The 21,204-nt window shown below is 66.1% G+C and carries 18 protein-coding genes and 1 other RNA gene; 3 read left to right on the top strand and 16 right to left on the bottom strand.

All coding sequences use genetic code 11. The features are described 5' to 3' along the window. Positions 1 to 141: 141 nt before the first annotated feature. The 14 genes from JOF47_RS04230 to JOF47_RS04165 form a co-directional block, all read right to left on the bottom strand. Positions 142 to 834 (bottom strand): hypothetical protein, encoded by a 693-nt coding sequence (locus tag JOF47_RS04230; protein WP_209996155.1) that lies wholly within the window; start codon positions 832 to 834, stop codon positions 142 to 144. An 82-nt stretch (positions 835 to 916) separates the two neighbouring features. Beyond that, positions 917 to 1,287: a transfer-messenger RNA gene (ssrA, locus tag JOF47_RS04225) on the bottom strand. 100 nt (positions 1,288 to 1,387) lie between these two features. Further along, the gene (gene smpB / locus JOF47_RS04220; protein WP_209996154.1) at positions 1,388 to 1,870 is read right to left on the bottom strand and encodes an SsrA-binding protein SmpB; all 483 of its coding nucleotides are present in this window, start codon (positions 1,868 to 1,870) and stop codon (positions 1,388 to 1,390) included. Positions 1,871 to 1,926: 56 nt separating this feature from the next. Further along, positions 1,927 to 3,435, bottom strand: coding sequence for a peptidoglycan DD-metalloendopeptidase family protein (locus JOF47_RS04215; protein ID WP_342592708.1), 1,509 nt, complete (start codon positions 3,433 to 3,435; stop codon positions 1,927 to 1,929). Continuing rightward, positions 3,435 to 4,349 carry a permease-like cell division protein FtsX gene (gene ftsX / locus JOF47_RS04210; RefSeq protein ID WP_209996153.1) on the bottom strand — a complete coding sequence of 305 codons (915 nt, stop codon included), beginning with the start codon at positions 4,347 to 4,349 and terminating at the stop codon, positions 3,435 to 3,437. The genes JOF47_RS04215 and ftsX overlap by 1 nt, the downstream gene beginning before the upstream one ends. Continuing rightward, on the bottom strand, positions 4,346 to 5,152 hold the full coding sequence (gene ftsE, locus JOF47_RS04205; RefSeq protein WP_209996152.1) for a cell division ATP-binding protein FtsE: 807 nt from the start codon (positions 5,150 to 5,152) through the stop codon (positions 4,346 to 4,348). The genes ftsX and ftsE overlap by 4 nt, the downstream gene beginning before the upstream one ends. Positions 5,153 to 5,472: 320 nt before the next feature. Next, positions 5,473 to 6,588: a peptide chain release factor 2 gene (prfB, locus tag JOF47_RS04200; protein WP_209996151.1), complete on the bottom strand. Its 1,116-nt coding sequence runs from the start codon at positions 6,586 to 6,588 to the stop codon at positions 5,473 to 5,475. 111 nt (positions 6,589 to 6,699) lie between these two features. Then, positions 6,700 to 7,227 (bottom strand): hypothetical protein, encoded by a 528-nt coding sequence (locus JOF47_RS04195; protein ID WP_209996150.1) that lies wholly within the window; start codon positions 7,225 to 7,227, stop codon positions 6,700 to 6,702. Next, positions 7,220 to 7,693: a hypothetical protein gene (locus JOF47_RS04190; RefSeq protein ID WP_209996149.1), complete on the bottom strand. Its 474-nt coding sequence runs from the start codon at positions 7,691 to 7,693 to the stop codon at positions 7,220 to 7,222. Before JOF47_RS04190 ends, JOF47_RS04195 begins: the two co-directional genes overlap by 8 nt. Beyond that, a complete protein-coding gene (locus JOF47_RS04185) occupies positions 7,686 to 8,084 on the bottom strand; it encodes a TadE family protein (protein ID WP_210001393.1) in 399 nt (132 codons plus the stop codon). Before JOF47_RS04185 ends, JOF47_RS04190 begins: the two co-directional genes overlap by 8 nt. Positions 8,085 to 8,215: 131 nt before the next feature. Continuing rightward, positions 8,216 to 8,419: a hypothetical protein gene (locus tag JOF47_RS04180; RefSeq protein ID WP_210001392.1), complete on the bottom strand. Its 204-nt coding sequence runs from the start codon at positions 8,417 to 8,419 to the stop codon at positions 8,216 to 8,218. A gap of 158 nt (positions 8,420 to 8,577) precedes the next feature. Then, positions 8,578 to 9,519: a type II secretion system F family protein gene (locus tag JOF47_RS04175; RefSeq protein ID WP_209996148.1), complete on the bottom strand. Its 942-nt coding sequence runs from the start codon at positions 9,517 to 9,519 to the stop codon at positions 8,578 to 8,580. Next, entirely contained in the window at positions 9,516 to 10,367 is an 852-nt protein-coding gene (locus JOF47_RS04170) for a type II secretion system F family protein (protein ID WP_209996146.1), read from the bottom strand. Before JOF47_RS04170 ends, JOF47_RS04175 begins: the two co-directional genes overlap by 4 nt. Next, positions 10,364 to 11,590, bottom strand: a complete 1,227-nt coding sequence (locus JOF47_RS04165) for a TadA family conjugal transfer-associated ATPase (RefSeq protein WP_210001391.1) — start codon at positions 11,588 to 11,590, stop codon at positions 10,364 to 10,366. The genes JOF47_RS04170 and JOF47_RS04165 overlap by 4 nt, the downstream gene beginning before the upstream one ends. A gap of 336 nt (positions 11,591 to 11,926) precedes the next feature. Between JOF47_RS04165 and JOF47_RS04160 the strand changes: the two genes are divergently transcribed. Continuing rightward, on the top strand, positions 11,927 to 16,027 hold the full coding sequence (locus JOF47_RS04160) for an FtsK/SpoIIIE domain-containing protein (RefSeq protein ID WP_209996144.1): 4,101 nt from the start codon (positions 11,927 to 11,929) through the stop codon (positions 16,025 to 16,027). Positions 16,028 to 16,049: 22 nt separating this feature from the next. On the opposite strand, the gene JOF47_RS04155 is transcribed toward JOF47_RS04160, so the two are convergent. After that, complete coding sequence (locus JOF47_RS04155; RefSeq protein WP_209996142.1) at positions 16,050 to 16,505, bottom strand: hypothetical protein; 456 nt, start codon at positions 16,503 to 16,505, stop codon at positions 16,050 to 16,052. Positions 16,506 to 16,834: 329 nt separating this feature from the next. On the opposite strand from JOF47_RS04155, the gene JOF47_RS04150 reads away from it, so the two are divergent. Both JOF47_RS04150 and JOF47_RS04145 read left to right on the top strand, forming a co-directional pair. Further along, a complete protein-coding gene (locus tag JOF47_RS04150) occupies positions 16,835 to 17,083 on the top strand; it encodes a WhiB family transcriptional regulator (RefSeq protein ID WP_068738138.1) in 249 nt (82 codons plus the stop codon). A 159-nt stretch (positions 17,084 to 17,242) separates the two neighbouring features. After that, positions 17,243 to 19,507: a protein kinase domain-containing protein gene (locus JOF47_RS04145; RefSeq protein ID WP_209996141.1), complete on the top strand. Its 2,265-nt coding sequence runs from the start codon at positions 17,243 to 17,245 to the stop codon at positions 19,505 to 19,507. A gap of 246 nt (positions 19,508 to 19,753) precedes the next feature. On the opposite strand, the gene JOF47_RS04140 is transcribed toward JOF47_RS04145, so the two are convergent. Further along, positions 19,754 to 21,151, bottom strand: coding sequence for a class II 3-deoxy-7-phosphoheptulonate synthase (locus JOF47_RS04140; protein WP_209996139.1), 1,398 nt, complete (start codon positions 21,149 to 21,151; stop codon positions 19,754 to 19,756). Positions 21,152 to 21,204: the final 53 nt, after the last annotated feature.

The following is a 21,204-nucleotide window of genomic DNA, read 5'->3' as shown; positions in this document are numbered from 1 at the left end:
GTCAGCGGAGAACTCCAGGGAGCAGGTGACATTGCGTTTCGCCATTGAGGTCTTCGGCGGGCCGATCACTTCGCCGATGTCGCTGCTTTTCCAAGCTCGGGTGATCATGATTACGCACCGCTCCCCCTCCACGCGAATGTCTCACTTGCGAAGGGCCGTAGCTTCGTTGTATCGAAGTCCGGTCTTGGAAAGGACGCGGATGAATAGCTTGTAACGTTCCGGCATCGCGTTTTCGATGATCACGAGGTCTTCCGGGGACAGGTAGACAGGCTCCCGAGCTTCGTGCGTGTCCGGGTCGCCCATCCCCTTGGCCACATTCTTGTTCATCAGCCCGGCGTCTACAGCTGTATCAAACGCGCTGGACGGGAGCGCGTGGATGTTCTTCTTGGTCCGCTGCGAAAGCTCCGACCCCTCGGGGATGTTTGATTCCTTGGCGGATCGGAGCCCGTCAATCCAGTCGATCACATGCTGCTTGGATACTTTGTTGATTGCCATCTTGCCCAGGGCGGACTCGTTGATGTGCCCGTTCGCATGGTTGCGATAGCGCTTGATGGTTCCGGACTGAGGCTTCGTGAGCTGATCAATATGTGTCTTAACAATTTCGTGCACACGCGGAAGCTTCTTGTCATAGACACGCTTTACCTCCGTCGCGGCCTTGAGGCCGTGCCCGTTGCCTTCCAAGAAATCTCTGAAGGTTTCAGCTTTGTCCTGCTCTGGGAAAACCCGAGAAGCGACCTTGCCCGTATCTGTGTTCCGGTACACGACTCGGTACACGGAGCCTTTCTTGCGTTCGATAACTTGTATCGTTACCAGGCCGTTCCACCCTGCCTTCATGCCGTTCTGGGCAACATTTAAGCCGGTTTAAGCAACAGGCAAAAAGAAAACCCCTAGATCAATGCGATCTAGGGGTTTTCTTATGTGGAGATGGGGAGAATTGAACTCCCGTCCGATGTGGTGTTGCCAGGTCTTCTCCGGGCGCAGTTTGCAGTGGAATTTCTCTGCTCCAGCCGTCACGCAAACAAGCGGCTGATCCGAGCACAGTTACCTAAATTATGCAGGTCGTTCCGGTAACGCTAACTTCCCGCAGTGGCTATCTAAATGACGTTAGGAACAGGGGCGATAGCATCCCCTGGCTAACGGACTGGTCTGGCTGCTTAGGCAGCGAGAGCGAAGTCAGTGCGATTTGAGTCGGCACTTATTGTTTTGCAAAGAGCGTTTACGAGATAACTTTGCATCCTCGGCCCGCTTCACCTGTCGCGACTCACACCGTCGAAACCGATCATCCCCGTATTTTGTTGTCAACGAACGGCTTGCACCGCTCCAACTCCACGGTTTTATCCGTGGATACCTAGTCTAACGCACAAATGAGTTACGTCTATTCCCTATTTTACTCGCGGTTTCCCCGGTTGCGTTCGCGCATGGTGCGCAACGCCTCGCGGTTGTCTTGCTTCTCACGCAGCGACTGGCGCTTGTCGTACTCCTTCTTGCCGCGTGCCACGCCGATCTCAATCTTGGCGCGCCCGTTCTTGAAGTACAGGCTCAGTGGCACGATCGTCAGGCCGGATTCGGAGATCTTGCGTTCGATCTTCGTCAGCTCTTGGCGGTGCAGCAGCAGCTTGCGTCGGCGACGGGCCGCATGGTTGGTCCAGGAACCGTTGAGGTACTCGGGAATGTAAACATTCTCGATATACAACTCGTCACGGTAAAACTGGCCGAACCCGTCAACTAGCGATGCCTTGCCTTCGCGAAGCGACTTCACCTCAGTGCCGCTAAGCACCATTCCGGCTTCAAAGGTATCGAGGATTTCATAGTCATGCCGGGCCTTGCGATTGCTCGCAATGATCCGTTCCTCCGAGTCTTTTTTAGCCACGTCGGCAGCTCCTCTCCACGTAAGACTTCATAGTTCAGCGAAACTTCAGTTTACCGCTAGAGAAGTCCCAATGGGTTCACGGCCGTGCCGTTGACGATGGTCTCGAAGTGCATGTGGCAGCCGGTGGAGTTGCCCGTGGTGCCGACGTATCCAATAATTTGGCCCTGCTTGACATGCTGGCCGTTGCGGACGTTCAGGCTCTGCATGTGGTGGTAGTTCGTCGCGAGGGCCTTGCCGCGAATCACGCCGTGGCTAATCGTGACCTTGTTGCCGGAGGTGCCACCCCACCCGGAGAACCAAACTTCACCGTCGGCCGCAGCCATCACCGGCGAACCGCACTGGCCGCCAAAGCCCCAGTCCACACCGGCGTGCACGTAGCCTCCACGTCCGCCGTAGTCAATGGTCCCGGCGGGAGTGGGACGCCAACCGAAGCTCGAGGTCTGGCGGCCACCGCTGACGGGCTTGACCAAACCCCAAGAACTACGTTCGGCGTCTGGAGCCTGAGCCTTGGGAGGAACATACTGCGGCTTCACATAACTGTTCGGCTTCTTGGCGGCGGACGCTTCCTTTTTGGCCTTCGCCGCCCGCGCGGCCTCCTCACGTTCCCATTTGGCCTTGGCCTCGGCGATCCGCTGGCGTTCGGCTTCCTCTGCCTTGCGCTTCCGTTCGGCCGCTTCTCGGATCAATCGTTCCTGACGTTCCTTGAGGGCCGCGTTGTTCTGGGCTTGGGCGGACTCCTCCGCTTCCAGCTTTTCCTGGATTTGCGGACGCTTGGCCAACAATTCGGCACTCAGCGATTCGGTTTTGGAAATGATTCCATCAAGTTCCTGCTTCTTGGATTCAGCCTCATTGCGCGCGACTTCTTCACGGGCCAATGCTGCGTCGGCCTGGGACTTGAAATCGGAAATCTCCTTTTCGACTGCCGCCAGACGCAGTTTCGAGTTCGCGTCCGTTGCCGACTGCTGGCTCAGGGAATCCAAGGCAGCGTTCTGCGAACGCATTGCCTGATCCGCCAGGTCCATTCCGGTCGCAAGATTGCCTGATGAACTCACATTGAGCATCAAGGTCAAGTCCGAAGAAACACCACCGCGCTTGTAAGCCTGGGTGGCGATCTGGCCGATGATCTTCCTGGTGTCCTCTAGCTTGGCTTTGTCTTCGGCCATCTTCACATTCAGTTGGTCGCGCGTCTCACGGGCCGCCTGAAGCCGGCGTTCAAGATCGGCAACTTCATCGGAGGCTCGCTGCACACGTCCCTGGGCATCAGCCAATGCCAGACGGGCATTCGGGAGCTGCGCCTGAAAACCCCGGAGCTCGGCATCGGCAGCCTTGATGTCGGCGTCAAGGAATTCCATGTCTTCCGACAGGTCATCGATGTTCTGCTGGATCTCGACCTTGCGGTCGTCAAGCTCATCGGAGTGGGCACCGACACCGCCAGAGACCAGCAACGCAGCTGAAATCGCACCCACCACTCCTGCACGCGCGACCCGACACCATACTGCTTTGGCCAACATTAGTTTCCTTTGTCCCGTTAGATTCTTAGTGACAGACATGAAAAAACGACGCACTAAACCTTCAAGTAGCGCCGCAAGGTCACGATCGACGATACACCAGCTAAAACCACTCCGAGTAGGATCAACGCAGGTGCGACCATGAATACCTCGCCGGTGGAGATGAATGCCGTATCCGGATATTCCTTGGCAAGCTTTCCGTCAATGAAGAACGTGGCCATGCCCCACAGCACTCCGGAGGCCAAGAGCGCACCCAACAGACCGGCGATGACACCTTCCACCACGAAGGGCAGCTGGATGGAGGCCTTCGACGCCCCGACCAAACGCATGATCCCTGTTTCACGACGACGCGTGAATGCGGAAAGCCTGATCGTTGTTCCCACCAAGAGCACCGCACAAACGATCATGACTCCGGCAATGCCGATGGCCACGACCGAAGCAATATTGATGATCGAGAAGATTTTTTCGAGCAGTTCACGCTGGTCGATCACGACGTCTACGCCCTTCATGGATGAGAAGAGCTCGTTGATTACATCGTATTTTTCGGGGTCGACCAGGGATACGCGGAATGATTCGGGAAGCTGGTCGGCCGTGACGGTGTCGACGATGGCGGAATTTTCAAACTGCTCGCGGAAATGCGCGAGTGCCTGCTCCTTGGATTCATGTTCAAAGCTGGCCACATACGGCTTGACCGCAGCCGATTCGAGCATCGACTGGATGTCGCTGCGCTGCGGATCGGTCACTGCCCCGTCGGCACAGGTGGCCGATCCGTAGTCTTCGCCACAGAGGAAGACGGCAACCTGTACCTTGTCGTACCAGTAGCCCTTCATCTGGGTGATCTGCATCTGCAAGAGTGCCGCGGCGCCCACGAATGTCAATGAAACGAACGTGACCAGCACGACGGAAATCACCATGGAAAGGTTGCGACGCAGGCCGTAGCCTACTTCGCCAAGAATAAATCCGAGCCTCATGGCATGTCATCCTCTGTGTCGAACGGGGCGAAGGCCTGCTTGCTGGGTACGCCTTTGCTCAGCTCACCAGGACCGGCAACGCGCAATTCGCGTGTGCCGTCCTGGTTGACCACCGGGATCATCGACGTGTATTCACCGGCCGTCTCATCGCGCAGGATCTTGCCTGCGGAAAGCTCGATCACCCGGCGACGCATTGAGTTCACGATGCCGTCATCGTGTGTGGCCATCAGGACCGTGGTGCCGTTTTGGTTGATGCGGTCCAGGACATTCATGATGCCGACGCTGGTGGCAGGATCCAGGTTGCCGGTTGGCTCATCGGCCAACAGGATTGCCGGCTTGTTGGCGATGGCGCGGGCAATGGCCACTCGCTGCTGCTCACCGCCGGAAAGCTCGTTCGGCTTGCGTTTTTCCTTGCCCTCGAGGCCCACCATTTTCAGGACCTCGGGAACGTGCTCACGAATGGAATTTCGATTCTCACCAATGACCTGCATGGCAAAGGCAACGTTGTCGAAAACGTTCTTCTGGGGAAGCAAGCGGAAATCCTGGAATACGACGCCGATGCCGCGGCGCAGCTTGGGCACGCGCCACGAAGGAATGCGCGCCACGTTCTGCCCGGCCACGTGGACCGAACCGCTGGTTGCAACAAGTTCCCGCAACACCAGGCTCAGGAAGGTGGACTTACCGGATCCCGAGGCACCGACTAGGAACGCAAAGTCGCCACGGTCAATCTCGATACTGATGTTGTCCAAACCTGGACGTGACTTCTGGTCGTAGACCATAGTGACGTTTTCGAATCTAATCATCACAGCTCTGCCCGTCGGATCGCCGGCAGAGGATCCTGGGAACGGGACTTTTGTTTTAAGGGAGATTCAAGGCCAGCCCTTGAACTCTATCGGCACCGCAGCGGCTGCACGGCGCTCATGGCAGGCGTGTCCCGAAACTGTGTGCCGCATCGCAGAACGCTCCGAGCCCAAACATGCCGCCCCTCCCGGCCCGCTCCTGAGCGCGGAAAACACCGGCCGCGATTCGGCCCGGATACGCGACGGAATGGCAAGAGGCCCTCGTCGATTCGCGTATCAACGAGGGCCTCTTGCCTGGAAAAGCCTTTTCCGGCGGTTGGCTACTAGGCGACCGGGCGGCGCTGGGTTGCACGCCAGCGGATGCCCGCATCGATGAAGTCGTCGATTTCCCCGTCAAGCACGGCGGAGGTGTTGCCGACCTCGTGCTCGGTGCGAAGGTCCTTGACCATTTGGTAGGGGTTCAACACGTAGGAGCGCATCTGGTCGCCCCACGACGCCTTCACGTCGCCGGCCATCTCCTTCTTCTGGGCGTCCTGTTCCGCCTTTTTCACCAGCATCAACCGGGACTGCAGCACGCGAAGGGCCGCGGCACGGTTCTGGATCTGCGACTTCTCGTTCTGCATCGACACCACGATGCCCGTGGGAATGTGGGTCATGCGCACGGCGGAGTCGGTGGTGTTCACCGACTGGCCACCCGGGCCCGACGAGCGGAACACGTCGACACGGATCTCGTTTTCCGGGATCTCGATGGAGTCGGTTTGCTCGATCAGCGGGATGACCTCGACCGCAGCGAACGAGGTTTGGCGGCGCCCCTGGTTGTCGAAGGGGGAAATGCGCACGAGGCGGTGGGTGCCGGCCTCGACGGACAGCGTGCCGAAGGCATAGGGCGCGTTGACCTCGAAGGTTGCGGACTTCAGCCCGGCTTCTTCGGCGTAGGAGGTGTCCATGACGCGGGTGGAGTAGCCGTGCTTTTCCGCCCAGCGCAGGTACATGCGCATCAACATTTCGGCAAAGTCCGCGGCATCCACGCCGCCCGCGCCGGCGCGGATCGTCACCACGGCCTCGCGCGAATCAAATTCGCCCGACAGCAGGGTGACGACCTCGAGGTCGGCGAGTGCCTTGCGGACGGACTTGAGTTCGTCCTCCGCCTCGCGCAGCGAATCCTCGTCGGCTTCCATCTCGGCGAGCTCAACGAGCACCTCGAGGTCGTCGATGCGGGTGGCGATGGTGGTCAGCCGCTCGAGTTCGGACTGGCGGTGCGAGAGCTTGGAGGTCACGACCTGGGCGGCGGCCGGGTTGTCCCAGAGATTCGGCACACCGGCTTCCTCGGAGAGCATCTCGATGTCGGCTCGAATGCGCGGAACATCGGACACCTCTTCGATCGAGGCGTAGGTGGAGCGCAGTGCGCGGATTTCAGCGGGGAAGTCAGTTGAAGCCATGGTGGTTCCAGCCTACGACATTTGCGGGCCATCTCTTGGCGGACGACGGGTTATTTCCGCCAAGTGCGTGTTCGGCCCTCCCCTGCGGTGGAACGGCACCGGGGAATGCCCCTATCTGGAGAGCAGGGTGCGCGCCTTGGATTCCACGGAGATCCCCACGCCGGTCGGGACCACCCAGCCGAAGATCGGCGGGTGGACCACCGCACCGAGCCGCAGATGCGCGGTCAGCCCGTCACCCTGGACGCCGGCCGACACAATGCGCAGATCGGCGAAATCCGCGCCGGCTCCGATGTCATCGAGGTATTTTCCCGCGGCGGCCCTTACCTCGGCCGGGTTCAGGCGAAGCGACGCCTCCGACTGCCCCGTGGCATCGAGCTCGAAATTGTCCGCCGCCGCGGCGACGGCCCCGTCGGCCACCGACAGCAGCTTCCGGGCCTGGACGTTGACGGCCGTGGCGGCCAACACGACGCTGATCGTGAGCAGCGCAAGGGCGATCATCCCGATAATCAGGATGATCGACTGCCCGGCCTCGGCGTCGGCATTACTGCCTTCCCACGCGCGGGTGCGGATCCTGCAGCCGCCACGGCGGCGGCTGCTGTGGCCGGTGGCGTCACGGCGGCTGGCGCCCGGGCTACCCATACCGGTCCACCCGGTGGGTGGTGCTTGAACTGATTTCACCCGTCCGCCAACTCCAGCCCCGCGGCATCAATGGGAGGACCGTGTCGATCGAGACGCGCACCGTGACGGTGCTGCCCGGCGAAAGGCAAGCCCCGTTGCAGCTGTAGCTGAAGTTCGCCCGGCCCCGGTCGATGCCCATGTTGGCCGCCGCCCGGTTCACCGCGTCGGCCACGCGGTCGCCGGCCTGGGCCTCGGATTTGGCAGTGACAAAGACCTTGGCCCCGTGGTCGGCTGCCCCCACCGCCGCATAGGTCGCCGACTGGAGCTGTGCGGCCCCGATCACCAGGTAGACCAACGGCACCATGAGCAGCACCACCAGGAAAATGAACTCGATCACTGCCGATCCGGCTTCGCGGTTGCCCGCGGGATCCGAATCGCCGGTGCCGGTGGACAGTTGTTCGGGGACTTCGGCGCGCCACCTACCCATAGCGCACCGACTCGCCGTGCACGACGAATTCGCCGAATCCCGGGACCATGCCGATCAGCGGGATTCCCGCACGCACAGTGATCACCAGCCCCGGACGGCCGCCGATCTCGACCACCTGGCCCTGGACTTCGCGGGCGAACCCGGGGTTCAGCGCCCCGGCGATCAATTCCCTGGTGCGTTGCACCCCGTCGGCGGCGCCGCGGTCGGCCAGCGTGCCGTAACGGGCGCCGCTGGCGGCGGCATCCATCAGGGTGTTGCGCACGTGCAGCGCCAGCGCCAATTGCACCACACCGAGGAAGACGGCGATCAGCAGTGCGCTAACCATGACGAATTCGGCCACCGCGGAACCCCGCTGGCCGCCGTCTCTGCACGTGCCGGCGCCGGCGCCCATGGCCGTTGAAGAGGCGGTCGCGGAAGGGCACGGGTATTCCGTGCGGCGTGTGGGAAGGGCGCGGGACGCGGAAACTGCGCGGTTCACGGAAAATGCACGGAGCGGGGACATAGCGCGGGGTCGCAGCCGTTCTAGCCCAGGCCCGAAACGCTGTCGATCGCCTGGTTGAAGAGCTCCTGCAGGCGCGGTCCCGCGATGGCCAGCAACGCCGCGACCAGCAACGCGCTCATGAGCGTGATCATGACCCAGCCGGGCACGTCCCCGCGCTCGTCGCGCCGCAGCCTCCGCGCCAGGTTGCCGGTGCAGGCAGCCACCCACAAGCCAACGCCGAACATCAAATACCCGATCCTGTGTGCCATTCTCATGACGGTTCCTCCTTGGGTTCGACCCTTGGTTGCGCCCCTTCGCCCGGGGTCTGTGCTGCGGCGAAGGGGCAGGTGGCTGTGCGTGCAATCGTGCTGTTGCCCGTGTGGACTCCCCCGGCCGACAGGCATCAGTAGCTCATGTCGATCAGCGACAGCCCGGGGTACACGGCAAAGACGATGGTCAGCGGGAGGATTCCGAAGACGATCGGCACCATCATGCCGATCTCCTTCTTGCCCGCGGTTTCCATCAGGTCGCGCTTGGCCGCGTCGCGCACATCCTGCGCCTGGGCGCGCATGACCTGGGCGATCGGCGTGCCGCGCTCGCTGGCAACGGTGATCGCGTCGACGAAGCGCGTCATGGCGGTGAGCTGGATGCGGTCCGACATCGCCGCAAGCGCGGCAACCAGCGTCGAGCCGGAGCGGACATCGGCCAGGGCCATCGAGAATTCCTCGCTGAGCGCCCCCTTGGAGGTGCGGGCCACGCGTTCGATGGAGCCGATGGCGCTCTCCCCCGCACCGACGGCGAGCGCCATCAGCTCGGCGATCGTCGGGAACTGGTTCAGGATGCGTTTGCTGCGGCGGGCGATCTGTTCGCCCAGGTACCAGTCGCGCAGCAGGTAGCCGCCGAGGCCGCAGAAAACCAGCACCACCAGCGCCAGCATCGGGTTGAAGCGCCCGGCGGCGAGGTTCAGCCCGATGAACCCGGCGCCGGCAAGCGTCAGCGCCGCGGACCAGAGCAGCTGCTGGGCACGGAAATCCAGCACGCCGATCGACAGTCCGGCGCGGGCCAGCCGCCGGGCCAGCGCCTCGTTGCCGGGGTTCAGCCGGTGGGTGAAGCGGGCGAGGTCGGCGAGCGCCGGGCCCAGGATGCGGCCCAGCGGCCCGAACGGGGTTTGCGCAGCGAGCGGTTCGCCGAGCATGCGCGAGCTGGTGCGGCCGGTGCGCAGGTGCGGGGCCATGCGCTCGGCGAAGCTGATCGGGCGCATGGCCGGCAGCCGCACCAGCACCAGCCAGAGGCCGCTGCCCATGCACAGTCCCAGGGCCAGCGCGAGGATCGTCGTGGTGCTCATGCGAAGACCCGTTCCTCCGCCGGGAGCCGCCCGATGCGCATCATCGCCCGGTAGCAGATGAAGGACACGGCCAGCCCGGTAAACAGCACCAGCATGCCGGTCACGGTGGAGTAGGCGGCGACAGCGGCGGGCTGGCCGGCCAGCAGCAACAGGATGACCCAGAGGGCGGCGACGGCCAGCCGCGCCGCGGAGACGGTCCAGGACTGCCGCGCCTCCAGCTCCCCGCGGGTGCGGGCGGCATCGCGCAGGAAGGAGCTGAGCGTGCCGAGCATCTCGCCCAAGTCCGTGCCGCCGACCTCCCGGGTGATGCGCAGGGCGGCGACGATCTTGTCCGCTACAGGGTCCGCGAGCCGTTGGGCCAGTCGCTCGAGCGACTCCTCGAAGCGTGCGGTGGCCCGGTAGTCGAGCCCGAAGTCGGTGAAGGCCGGGCGCAGCGCCTCGGGCCCCTGCCGGCCCAGCTGGGTCAGTGCCTCGGGCAGCGAGAGCCCCGCGCGGATGGCCGAGCGCAGGTGGTCCACGACGTCGGGCCACTGTTCGCGCAGCGCGGCGCGGCGCTTGCCGGCCTGCCGGTGCACGATGGCCCACGGCGCAAAGGCCCCGAACCCGGCGAAGGTCAGCGCGATCATGAACGCGCCGGTGAGCACCAGCACCGTGAGGCCGGCGACCAGGGCGCTGGTGACCGACGCGGAGACGAAGCCGGCCCGGGTGACCTTGTCCATCCCCGCGTGCAACAGCAGGGTGTCGATGCGCGAGGGGCGCACGGCCCGGGTGCGGGCCTTGGCGGGGGTGAAGGAGCGGAAGATGAGCAGCAGCCCGGATCCCAGGGTCAGTCCCAGCAGCAGGCTCATGCCACGGCCCTCCCGAGTTCGGCCACGTCGATCCCGGCGTCGAGCAGCTTCTGGTGGGCCAGGTCGGCGGACGGCTGCAGCTGCAGCACCCCGTCGACGGCCTCGAAGAGCGTGGTGGTTTCGATGGCGCCGTTCTCCACCCGGCGCCCCAGTGCCAGGATCTCCCCCACGTAGCGCCGCCCGGAGGCATCGCGCCGGCAATGCACCACCAGGTCGATGCATGCGGCGACGGTGGGAACCACGAACGCGGAAGATATGTTCTCCCCGGCCAGCAACGGCAGCGTGCACAGCTTGGTGACGGCGTCGTGCGCCGAATTCGCGTGGATCGTTGACAACCCTGGAAGTCCGCTGTTCAACGCGATCAGCATGTCCAGGGACTCGGCCTGCCGCACCTCCCCGACGATCAGCCGGTCCGGGCGCATGCGCAGGGCCTCCTTGACCAGCTTGCGCATGTCGATCTCGCCGGTGCCTTCCAGGTTCTGCTGCCTGGTCTGCAGCCCGACGACGTCGCGCAGGTGGATCTTCAGCTCGAAGATCTCCTCGATGGTGATCACGCGCTCGCGGCTGCCGATCGAGGAGGACAGGCAGTTGAGCATCGTGGTCTTGCCGGCCTGGGTGGCCCCGGAGACCAGCACGTTCAGCCCTGCCGCAACCGCGACGTCCAGGTAGTGGGCGCCCTGCGGGGTGATCGTCCCGAGCTCCACCAGGTGCTCCAGCCGGCTGGCCTTGACGATGAACTTGCGGATGTTCACCGCCCAGTGCCTCCGGGTGATGTCCGGGATGACCACGTGCAGCCGCGAGCCGTCGGCCAGCTGGCAGTCGACGAAGGGCTGCGAGAGGTCCAGCCGGCGGCCCGAGGCCTTGAGCATGCGCTCGACCAGCGCCGGAATTTCGGCCTCGGGGATCCGGAGGGAGGTGAGTTCGGAGGTGCCTCCGCGTGCGACGAAGACCTCGTGCGGGCCGTTGATCCAGATTTCCTCGATCTCCGGGTCATCCAGCAGCGGCTGCAGCGCCCCGAGCCCGGCTACGGCATCCAGCACGCGCCGCCTGGCCGCGGCAAGGTCCCCCAGCGGGGGCAGCACCCCCATGAGCGAGCGCTCGTCGTAGTCGTGCACCACGTCCTCGGCCAGCCGGCGCACGTCCCCCAGCTGGGTGGCCGGGTCCAGCCCGTGCCGGCGGATGAGCTCGCGCACCTCATCGACCACGATGTTTATTGCGTCCACGTCTTCGCCCCCGGTTCGTCCCCACCCAAGCCGTTCCACCAAAGGTCCGGCGGAATCCGGCGTTTCGTAGTGCGCGTGCGCCTCGGGCTGACTGTCTTGCCCCATGTGACGCCGGTTTCCCCACAATTACAGCGAGAATACCCGTGCCCGCCGCGGCCAAACAAGGGTGCGGCGGCATCTGTTGATACTCGATTCGGGCCGTGATGACCGGTGATCCACAGTGTGCACCACCCGGACGCCGCACCACCACTTGCGCTCCTACTGTGGAACCAGGGGGTTTTCGATGCGGCGGGGCGCTGGGGCCCGCCGCCTGGGATCTGCGAAGAAAGGCACGCAATGGCCGATCGCCTATTCATCCGGTTGTGCTCCGAGAGCGCGCAGCGGCGGGCCCTGCTTGAGCTGGTTTCTGCCCGGCAGTGCAGCGGCCGGCAGCTGGCAGGTGCGTTGGGCGGGCACTGGCCGGATGCGAGCTGGCACTGGGGACCGGTCCCCCTTTCCGAGGTCGAGCGGCTGCCCGTGTCCGGCGAAATCTTCCTGTGCGACATGCCGATGGACGGCCCGGCGGGCGGGCCGCCGGAGTCCCGCGGACCCCGGGCAGCGGCCGCCCTGGTTGTCGTGGAGGGCCCGGATCCCGGCGGGGTGCTGCCCCTGCGCCGGGGCGTGTACTCGCTGGGGCGCGGCGACGTCGATTTCCGCATCAACGATCCGCGGCTGTCCCGGCTGCATGCGGTGATCCGGGTGTCCCGGACCTCCATTGTGCTCAGCGACGAGGGCTCCGCCAACGGGCTCTGGTCCGGCGGGGCACGGATCCGTGAACGCCGGTTGCTGCTCGGGGAGCGGTTCACGGCCGGCGGCAGCACCCTGGCGTTGCTGGACGCGCGGCCCCGCGAGGCCGGGCGCGGGCCCTGGCCCCTGCAGCCCGTCGCGGTTGAGGGAAGGGAGCCGCCATCGCACCCCGGCACCGTGCTGCTGGGGGCGTTCACCCCGCTGGCGCTGGGAGGGGGGCTCTACCTGATGACCGGCAGCGCCTTTTTCCTGCTCTTCTCCACGCTCTCCCTGCTCACCGGGGGCCTGCCCGCGTTTTTCATGCTCCGGGCCCGGCGGGCCCACCGGCGTTCCGCCGGGCTGGCGCGCGCCAGGGACGCGGCACGGCGCGAGGAGCTGGCGGCGCCGATCGGGGCGGTGGCCGCCGGCTTGTGCCCGGCCACCACCACGGCACCCGACGGCTTCCCGCCGCTGGTGCCGGGGCATGCGGTGCAGCGGGCGTGGATCCGCGCGGCATCCGGGGCCGCAGCCGGGCCGGGGTCCGCCACGGGGGCACCCGGAACCCGGGGCGATCCCGCGCGGCGTTCCCCGGTGCTGCTGGCCATCCACGACGGCCTGGTGCTGTCCCTTGAGGGCGGCACATCCCAGTGGGGCGGGGCGTTGCGCGCGGTGTTGGTGCGCTGGCTGCCGTTGCTGCACAGCGGGGCCCTGCGGGTGCTCGTGGTTGGTCCGGCGGATTTCCTGCCGGCCGAATTCCTCATGCTCAGCGGGGTCGAGATCGGAGGGGCCGGAACCAGCGGGATCGGACCGAAGAGCGCCGGTTCCAATGTTGACTCCGGGCCGGTGCCGACCATCGTGTTGGTGGCACCGGGCGAAGGAAACACCGCCTCGGGGAACGACGTCGACGGGCACCCCGCCATGCCGGCTCCGCGGCGCAGCGCCGCCGCGGAGCCGGGCGGCACTGCCGGTGCAGCGGTGGCATGGGTGTACGGTGGCGGGACACCACAGCATGTGCGCGCGCAGGTCACCCTCAGCGCTTCGGGCCTGCTGCTGCTCGACGAGGAGGCGCTTGCCCGAAGCCCGTGGCTCGGGACGGTGGCAACCTCCGAGGGACTGCGGATCGAACCTGCTGCGCTTGGCTTTGAGGCCCTGGCCCGGGCGGTCCGCCGGATGCTGTCGGCGGGAACCGAGGACCGGCCGCGGCGTCCCGCGCCGGGGTTCCCTCCGGACACCGGCACACTGCAGCCCAGGCCGCTCCGGCGGGCCCTGGGCACCGTCATCGGAGACGCGGCCTCCGGACCCGTCCTGCTGGATTTGTTCCTCCACGGCCCGCACGTGCTGGTCGCCGGGACAACCGGGTCCGGCAAATCCGAGTTGTTGCGCACGTTGGTGCTTGGCCTCGCGCGCGGCCACGGCCCTCACGAACTGGCTTTCATGCTGGTCGATTTCAAGGGCGGGGCGACGCTGGCCCCGTTGGCCGCACTGCCCCACGTGCAAAACCTGGTGTCCGATCTCGATGCCGCGGCGGCCCACCGCGTGCTGGAACAGCTCTCCTGCGAATTGCGCCGCCGCGAACGCCTGCTCGCGGCGCACCAGGCCACCGACATCGCCGGCTACCTGGAATCGCGCACCGACGCCGACCCGCTGCTACCGGCCCTGGTGGTTGTCGTCGACGAATTCCGCGTCTTCGCCACCGAGCTTCCCGGGGCGCTGGAACAGATCGTGCAGGTGGCCACCGTGGGCAGGTCGCTGGGCATCCACCTGGTGCTCAGCACCCAACGCCCCGCCGGCACCCTTAACGCACAGCTGCGCGCCAACATTTCCAGTGTCATCGCCCTGCGCACCAGCGGCGAATTCGAGTCGGCCGACCTGATCGGCACCGACGCTGCGGCACACCTGGATCCCGGGAAACCGGGGTGGGCGTTCCTTCGGTTCGGCAGCGAGGCCCCGATGAAGTTCAGAGCGCGCATCAATGCCGGGCCCGGCGCCCGGGCAAGCGTCCGGGCTTGGGGCAGGAGCCTGCGTGCACCCCTGTGGCAGCAGGAACTCGGCGAATCAGGGCCCGGCGATTCGGTGCCAGGTGATTCGGTGCCGGGTGACCAAGTGCCAGGCGCGAAAACTCCGGGCGGCGGGCTTGCGGCGGCCCTCGAGCAAATCCGCGACATTTGGTCTGGTCATGAACGCGCTGCAAACCCCTTCTCCCCCGCGCTGCCGGAGCTGCTGTTGCAGCTGCCCCGGTCGTCGTTGCAGTCGGTCCCCGGGGACGGCGCCGTCGTCGGGCTGGTCGACCGGGTGGAATCCGCCCGTCCCACGGCGCTGCGCTTTGACGTCCGCTCGTGCGGCGGGCTGGCGGTGTTCGGCCTGCCCGGATCCGGCATCGAAACCGTGCCGGAACTGCTGGTCCGGGCGCTGAACCGGCGGGCATGGACGGCGCCCTGCTTTGTGCTCGACGGCAACGCCAGCCAGCGGGAGCTCGCCTCGCACCCCGGGGTCGGCGGGTACTTCGGGCCGCAGGATTCCTGGCGCATCCAGGAACTGGTCCGGCAACTGGACGATGCCGCAAGCACCGACCCGTTGGTGCTGGTGGTCAGCGGGCTCGGCGGCTGGGCGCAGTCGTTGGGGCCCGCCGCCTTTGGGCTGCTCGATGCCGCGCTGGGCACCTTTGCGCGCACGGCGCAGTCGCCGGGGCGGGTGCTGGTGCTCTGCGGCGACCGCGATCTGGCCGGTTCCCGGGTCGCCTCCCTGTGTGAATCGCGGTGGTATTTTCCACGCGGCGCCGGTCCCGAGGTCCTGATGGGCTGGCCCAAGCTCAAGCCGGTCGGCCCGTTTCCGGGGCGCGGCCTGCTGGTGGGCCCGGGCGAACCGGAGACTGGCACCGAGTTCCAGCTCCTCGACCCCGCGGCCGTGGTTGGCCATCCCCCGGGACCGACTCCGCCCGGATGGCTCCGCTCAGACCCGTTGCCGGAGCTGCTGCATCCGGCGGATTTGAATGCGTTGCGGCCCGCCGCGGTTTCGGTTTCGGCACCGGTTTCGGGGATGCGAACCGGAACCGGGTCGGGCATGCGCCCGTCGTCGCTCCCGGTCGGCGTCTGCGGGCCGGACAACCGGGCCTTCCTGTGGTCGCCGGGGCCATTCGGCGTGGTCATCGGGCATGAAGGCTCCGGCAAGGGCTCATTGTTCAGCCACCTGGCATCGTGCGGCCTGCCCGGGAGCCAACGGTGCCTGCGGTTCGGGCTGGACGATGCGTTGCCCGCGCACCCGGGCCAGCTGAAAGAGGGGTGCTTCGCGGCCGGGCCGATGGAAGGCGATTCGATGAACGACGGACCGATGACAGCCGGGCCATTGTCGGCCGCGGACCCGCCGGTTGGCCGGGTCCTGATCGATCGGGCCGACCTGCGGGTGCGGGAGACGGCCCGGGCCCTGGAAATCCTGTGCGCTGCGCGGATCCAGGTGGTCTTCAGCACCGAGCCGTCCACGCGCATCCTGATGGAACTGGGCATCGGCGCTGTGGTGCGCGATCAGCAGAGCTTCCTGGCGCTCGATCCGCGCTCGCTCGCCGACGCCGACCCTTCCGGGTTCAGGTTCGTTCCCGATCCCCGCAGCATCCCGGGCCGGGCGCTGGTAAATGACAACGGAACGCTGCGCCAGATCCAGTGCGCGAATGGTGCTTGAGCGGGTGCGCCCCGCAGTTGGGCTATTCGGCGTCGCCGGGGCCCGTGCCGGCCCGGCCCTCGGAAGGCCGGTCGCCCAGGAATCCGGTGGTGCGCGGATCGAAAAGCAGCACCATGACAACCGCGGCGGGAACCAGCCACAGCCAGGCCATCAGCGCGTCACCGGTCTGGAAGTACGGGAAGGCCAGGATGATCTGGAAGACCTGCCAGAACAGTGCGGCGGCTCGGGTCCAGGCACGCCCGCGGAAGAAGAAGTGGGCGACCAGCAGCTGCCACACGCCGGCGGCAAGGATCAGCACCAGCATGAACAGCCGCGCACCCATGCCCAGCGCCCCGGCGTCGCCCAGCTGCAACGCGTAGCTCAGCCCGTAGAACAGCACCGCCGCACCCTCAAGCACCAGCAGGGCGCAGATCAGCATCACCGAAACCGGACGGCGCTTGGGAACGGGATTTGCTGGTTGCACTGCAGGCTGGTTCATCACCCCTCAAATCTAGCTGGGCGGGCCGTGCGATGCGAAAGCGTCGGGGACCGGAAATCGGGCCAAACGGTGGCGAAGGTGCCCAACAACACCCTTGTCAGCGGCGCCGAAACCTGTTAGTCGACACCCCGCCTGGACAGCTTGTGACGAAGCACTCAGGACTGTAGCCGTATTTACAACACCGGCCCCTTGTTTACGTGAACGTAACATGAAAACCTTGTTAGGCAGTCGTTCGGGCGAGACTATTTCTCCCGTCATGCTGTTTTCGCCCCGGCTGCAAGCCTTGGGCAGTTCTTCCTCAGACCTACTTTCAAGGAGCATCATCAAGCATGGATTGGCGTAGCCGCGCGGCCTGTCTGGACAAGGACCCGGAGCTGTTTTTCCCGGTTGGAAACACCGGACCGGCTCTGCTCCAGATTGAAGAAGCCAAGAGTGTCTGCCGACGTTGCCCCGTCGTCGACACCTGCCTGCAATGGGCCATCGAATCCGGCCAGGATGCCGGTGTCTGGGGTGGCATGAGCGAAGACGAGCGCCGTGCGCTCAAGCGCCGGGCTGCACGCGCCCGTCGCGCTTCCTGACGCTTCACAGCACCAAGATTTTGATCGGGGGCCGGTTCCATTGGAGCCGGCCCCCGATTTTGCACCTCCATCCATCCCGATCCGGTCACCGGCAGCAACAAACCGGACTGATTCGTGTTGGAATGATCCGATATCCGCACCAATAGTTACGATCGATAAGTGACAGAGCCCCGAACCGACCCACGCATTAGCACCACGCTCGATGGCCGATACCACCTGGAAGCACGCATCGCAGACGGCGGCATGTCCACCGTCTACCGCGCCATGGACACCCGCCTGCACCGCACGGTGGCCGTCAAGGTGCTGCACGCGCACATGGCCTCCGACCCGGTGGTGCTCGAACGCTTCGCCGCCGAGGCCATCATCTCCGCCGGGCTGACGCACCCGAACATCGTTGGAGTTCGCGACCACCATGTCTCGGGCGACACCGCGTACCTGGTCATGGAGTACGTGCGCGGGCTGAACCTGCGCGAGGTCCTGGCCGAACGCGGCAGGTTCACCCCGCGCCAGACCCTCGCCGTGCTGCAGGCCATCTGCACCGGCCTGTCCGTCGCGCACGCCGAAGGCATCGTCCACCGGGACATGAAGCCGGCCAACGTGCTGATTTCCGACGACGGACGCGTGAAGGTCGCCGACTTCGGGCTGGCCCGGGCCGCGTCCGCGCACACCAACGCCACGACGTTCTTCGGCACCGCCGCCTACATCTCCCCCGAGCTTGCCGTGGGCGACCCGGCCGATGAGCGCAGCGACATCTACGCGGTGGGCATCATCGCCTACGAGCTGCTCACCGGGCAGCAGCCGTTCACCTCCGAAAGCGCCTACGGGTTGGCGTTCAAGCACATCAACGACCGCGTCCCGGCGCCCTCGGCGATCGTGCCCGGGCTCTCCGTCGAGCTCGATGAGCTCGTCGCCTATTGCACCAACAAGGACCCGGAGGACCGCCCGCAGGACGCATCGTTCCTGCTCAGCGATCTCAAGCAGATCCAGCAGTCGATGACCCGCGAACAGCTGGACCTCGATTCGGAGACCCTGGGCGGCATCACCGACCTCATTCCCCCGTCCGCGGCCCCGCACACCACGGTCCATGACCGGCTGGCCCAGGCACAGCTGTTCCGCAATTCCGCGGCCGAAACCGCTGCCGCGGCACTGGCCGGCGCGGCGGGCGAAACCGCCGTCCATGCGCCGATGTCCGATGCGTCGATGTCCGACGCCACGGCCGCGCTCACGGCCTCTGCGCCGGACGCCACCCCGGGACCCGCATCCAGATTCCCGGAAGCGGCGCCGCTCTCCGATGACCGGACGCAGGCGATGGGTGCTCCATCCCAGGAGACCACGTTGCTGCAGCCCCGGTCCGACCAGACCAGCGTGCTTTCCACGCGGCCGGGTTCGGCCGGCGGCAACACCGGGCAGCTTGCCGCGGTGCCGGCACCGGGCCAGCGCCCGCTCTCGGCGCGGCAGGCCAAGAAGAACGCCCGGGCCGCGGAACTGGCGTGGAAAAAACAAGCCCAGATCCCCACGCACCAGCTCGCTCCGAAGTCCCCGGCCCGGCGCAAGTGGCTCATTGCCGTGCTGCTGACGCTGCTTGCGGCTGCGGTCGTGGCGGTCGGGTTGTTCTTCGGCATGGGCCCGGGCGCACCGTTCACGATTCCGCAACTGAGGGGCCTGGCAAGTGCCGACGCGATCTCGCGGCTCGAGTCCCAGGGCGTCGCCGCCGCCACCAAGGAAGTTTTCGACGAGAAGATCGAGCGCGGCCTCGTGGTGGGAAGTGAACCCGCCGCGGGGGAAACGATCCGCCGGTTTCAAGGCCTGGAGCTGAACGTTTCCAAGGGACCGGAGCTTTTTGCCGTGCCGAACCTGACCGGCCGCAAGCAGGCCGACGCCGAGAAGGACTTGAAGGCGGCCGGGCTGGCCCTCGGCGAGGTGTCCGGGAAGTACTCCGAGGAGGTCGCCAAGGGCGTGGTGATCAGCCACAAGCCGACGGTCGGAGAGAAGGTGCGGCGCAGCAGCAAGGTCGCGCTTGTCGTCTCCCGCGGGCCTGCGCCGGTCGATGTGCCGGCCGTGCTTGGGCTCAGTGCCGCGAAGGCAAACGCCGTGCTCAAGGAGGCGGGGCTGAAGGGCGCCGAGGATTCGAAGGCATACAGCCGCACGGTCCCCCAGGGCGCGATCATTTCTCAGAAGCCCGCGGGCGGCCAGGCGGAGCGCGGCTCCACGGTCACCTACTTGATCTCCCGCGGCCCGCGGATGATCGAGGTCCCCGACGTGCAGGGCAAGCAGGTGGGCGAGGCCCGCGCGATCCTGGAGGCGCTCGGCTTCAAGGTCGAGGTCGATGAGTTCCTCGGCGGGTTCTTCGGCACCGTGCGCACCCAGAGCCCTTCCGGAGGCACCGCCCCGGAGGGATCGACCATCAAGCTGGTCGTCGTCTAGCAAGCTGGTCAGCCGGCCCGCGCATTCATGCCGGCTGGCCGGCTGCAGCCAGCCGGCCGACCCCGTGGATCGTCGAGAATGCGGGCCTGCCGGAGTTCTCCACGATGATCATGGCGCGGGCCTTCCCGGGAGACGGCCTGCAACCGGTCAAAGTCCCAGCCGCACAAAGTCCGATGGCCGGGTTCCTTCCACCACATGTGGTGGAAGGAACCCGGCCATCGTGTTGTGCCGTGGTTGCGGGAACCGCTAGCTGCGCTGTCCGCGCTTGGCCAGCGCACCCGAGACCAGGAACGCCATCTCCAGGGACTGGCGGTGGTTCAGGCGCGGGTCGCAGACCGACTCGTACAGGTCGTCGAACTGTTCCTGGCGGATCGGGTCGGCGCCGCCGAGGCACTCGGCCACGTCGTCGCCGGTCATCTCCACGTGCAGGCCGCCCGGGAAGGTGCCCAGCGAATCGTGCACCTCGAAGAAGCCGCGGACCTCGTCCATGACGTCGTCGAAGTTGCGGGTCTTGTAGCCGTTGCCGCTGGTCACGGTGTTGCCGTGCATCGGGTCGGTGACCCAGAGGACCTGGGCGCCGGAAGCGGTGACCTTCTCGACGAGGTTCGGCAGCTTTTCGCGGATGTTCTTCGCGCCCATGCGGGTGATGAAGGTCAGGCGGCCCGGCTCGCGGTTCGGGTCGAGCTTCTCGATCAGCGCCAGCGCGTCCTCCGGGGTGGTGCTCGGGCCGAGCTTGACGCCGATCGGGTTGCGGACGCGGGAGAGGAAGTCCACGTGGGCGCCGTCGAGCTGGCGGGTGCGCTCACCGATCCACAAGAAGTGGCCGGAGGTGTCGTAGGGCAGCTCGGTGCGCGAGTCGGTGCGGGTCAGCGCGCGCTCGTAGTCAAGCAGCAGGGCCTCGTGGGAGGCGAAGAACTCGGTGCGCTTGAGCGCCTCGAAGTCCGCGCCGCAGGCGGCCATGAACTTCACGGCGCGGTCGATCTCGCCGGCCAGCTGCTCGTAGGCGGTGTGCGCCGGGTTGGTCGTGAAACCCTTGTTCCACGAGTGCACGTCGCGCAGGTCGGCGAAGCCGCCCTGGGTGAAGGCGCGGATCAGGTTCAGCGTGGCCGAGGAGGTGTTGTACGCCTGCACCATGCGGCGCGGGTCGTGGGCGCGGGATTTCGGGGTGAAGTCGTAGCCGTTGACGATGTCGCCGCGGAAGGCCGGCAGCGTCACGCCGTCGCGGGTCTCGTCGTTGGAGGAGCGCGGCTTGGCGAACTGGCCGGCCATGCGGCCCATCTTGATGACCGGCATGGAGGCGCCGTAGGTCAGAACGACGGCCATCTGCAGGATGGTGCGCACGCGGGCGGAGATCTTGTCGGCGGTGGCGCCGTCGAAGGTCTCCGCGCAGTCGCCGCCCTGGAGCAGGAACGCCTTGCCCTGTGCCGCGGCGGCCAGGCGCTCGCGCAGCACGTCGACCTCGCCGGCAAAGACCAGCGGAGGGCGGGAGCCGAGTTCACGAATGGACTCGGCATAGTGCGGGTTGTCGTTCCAGGTCGGCTGCTGGGCGACCGGCAGGGTGCGCCAAATATCCAGTGCTGGGTCGGCTGCGGGGCCCGCCGGCGAACGGCCTGGCAATGAGGAATTCGAAGATAGCTGAGTCACCCTCTAAGCGTAAACCGCCGCGCCCGCCGCGCGGGTATCCGACGCGTAACCCA

Source organism: Paeniglutamicibacter kerguelensis (assembly GCF_017876535.1).
Classification (GTDB): domain Bacteria; phylum Actinomycetota; class Actinomycetes; order Actinomycetales; family Micrococcaceae; genus Paeniglutamicibacter; species Paeniglutamicibacter kerguelensis.
Note: the sequence above shows the minus strand (reverse complement) of the source record. Positions and strands in the feature narration are given on the sequence as shown.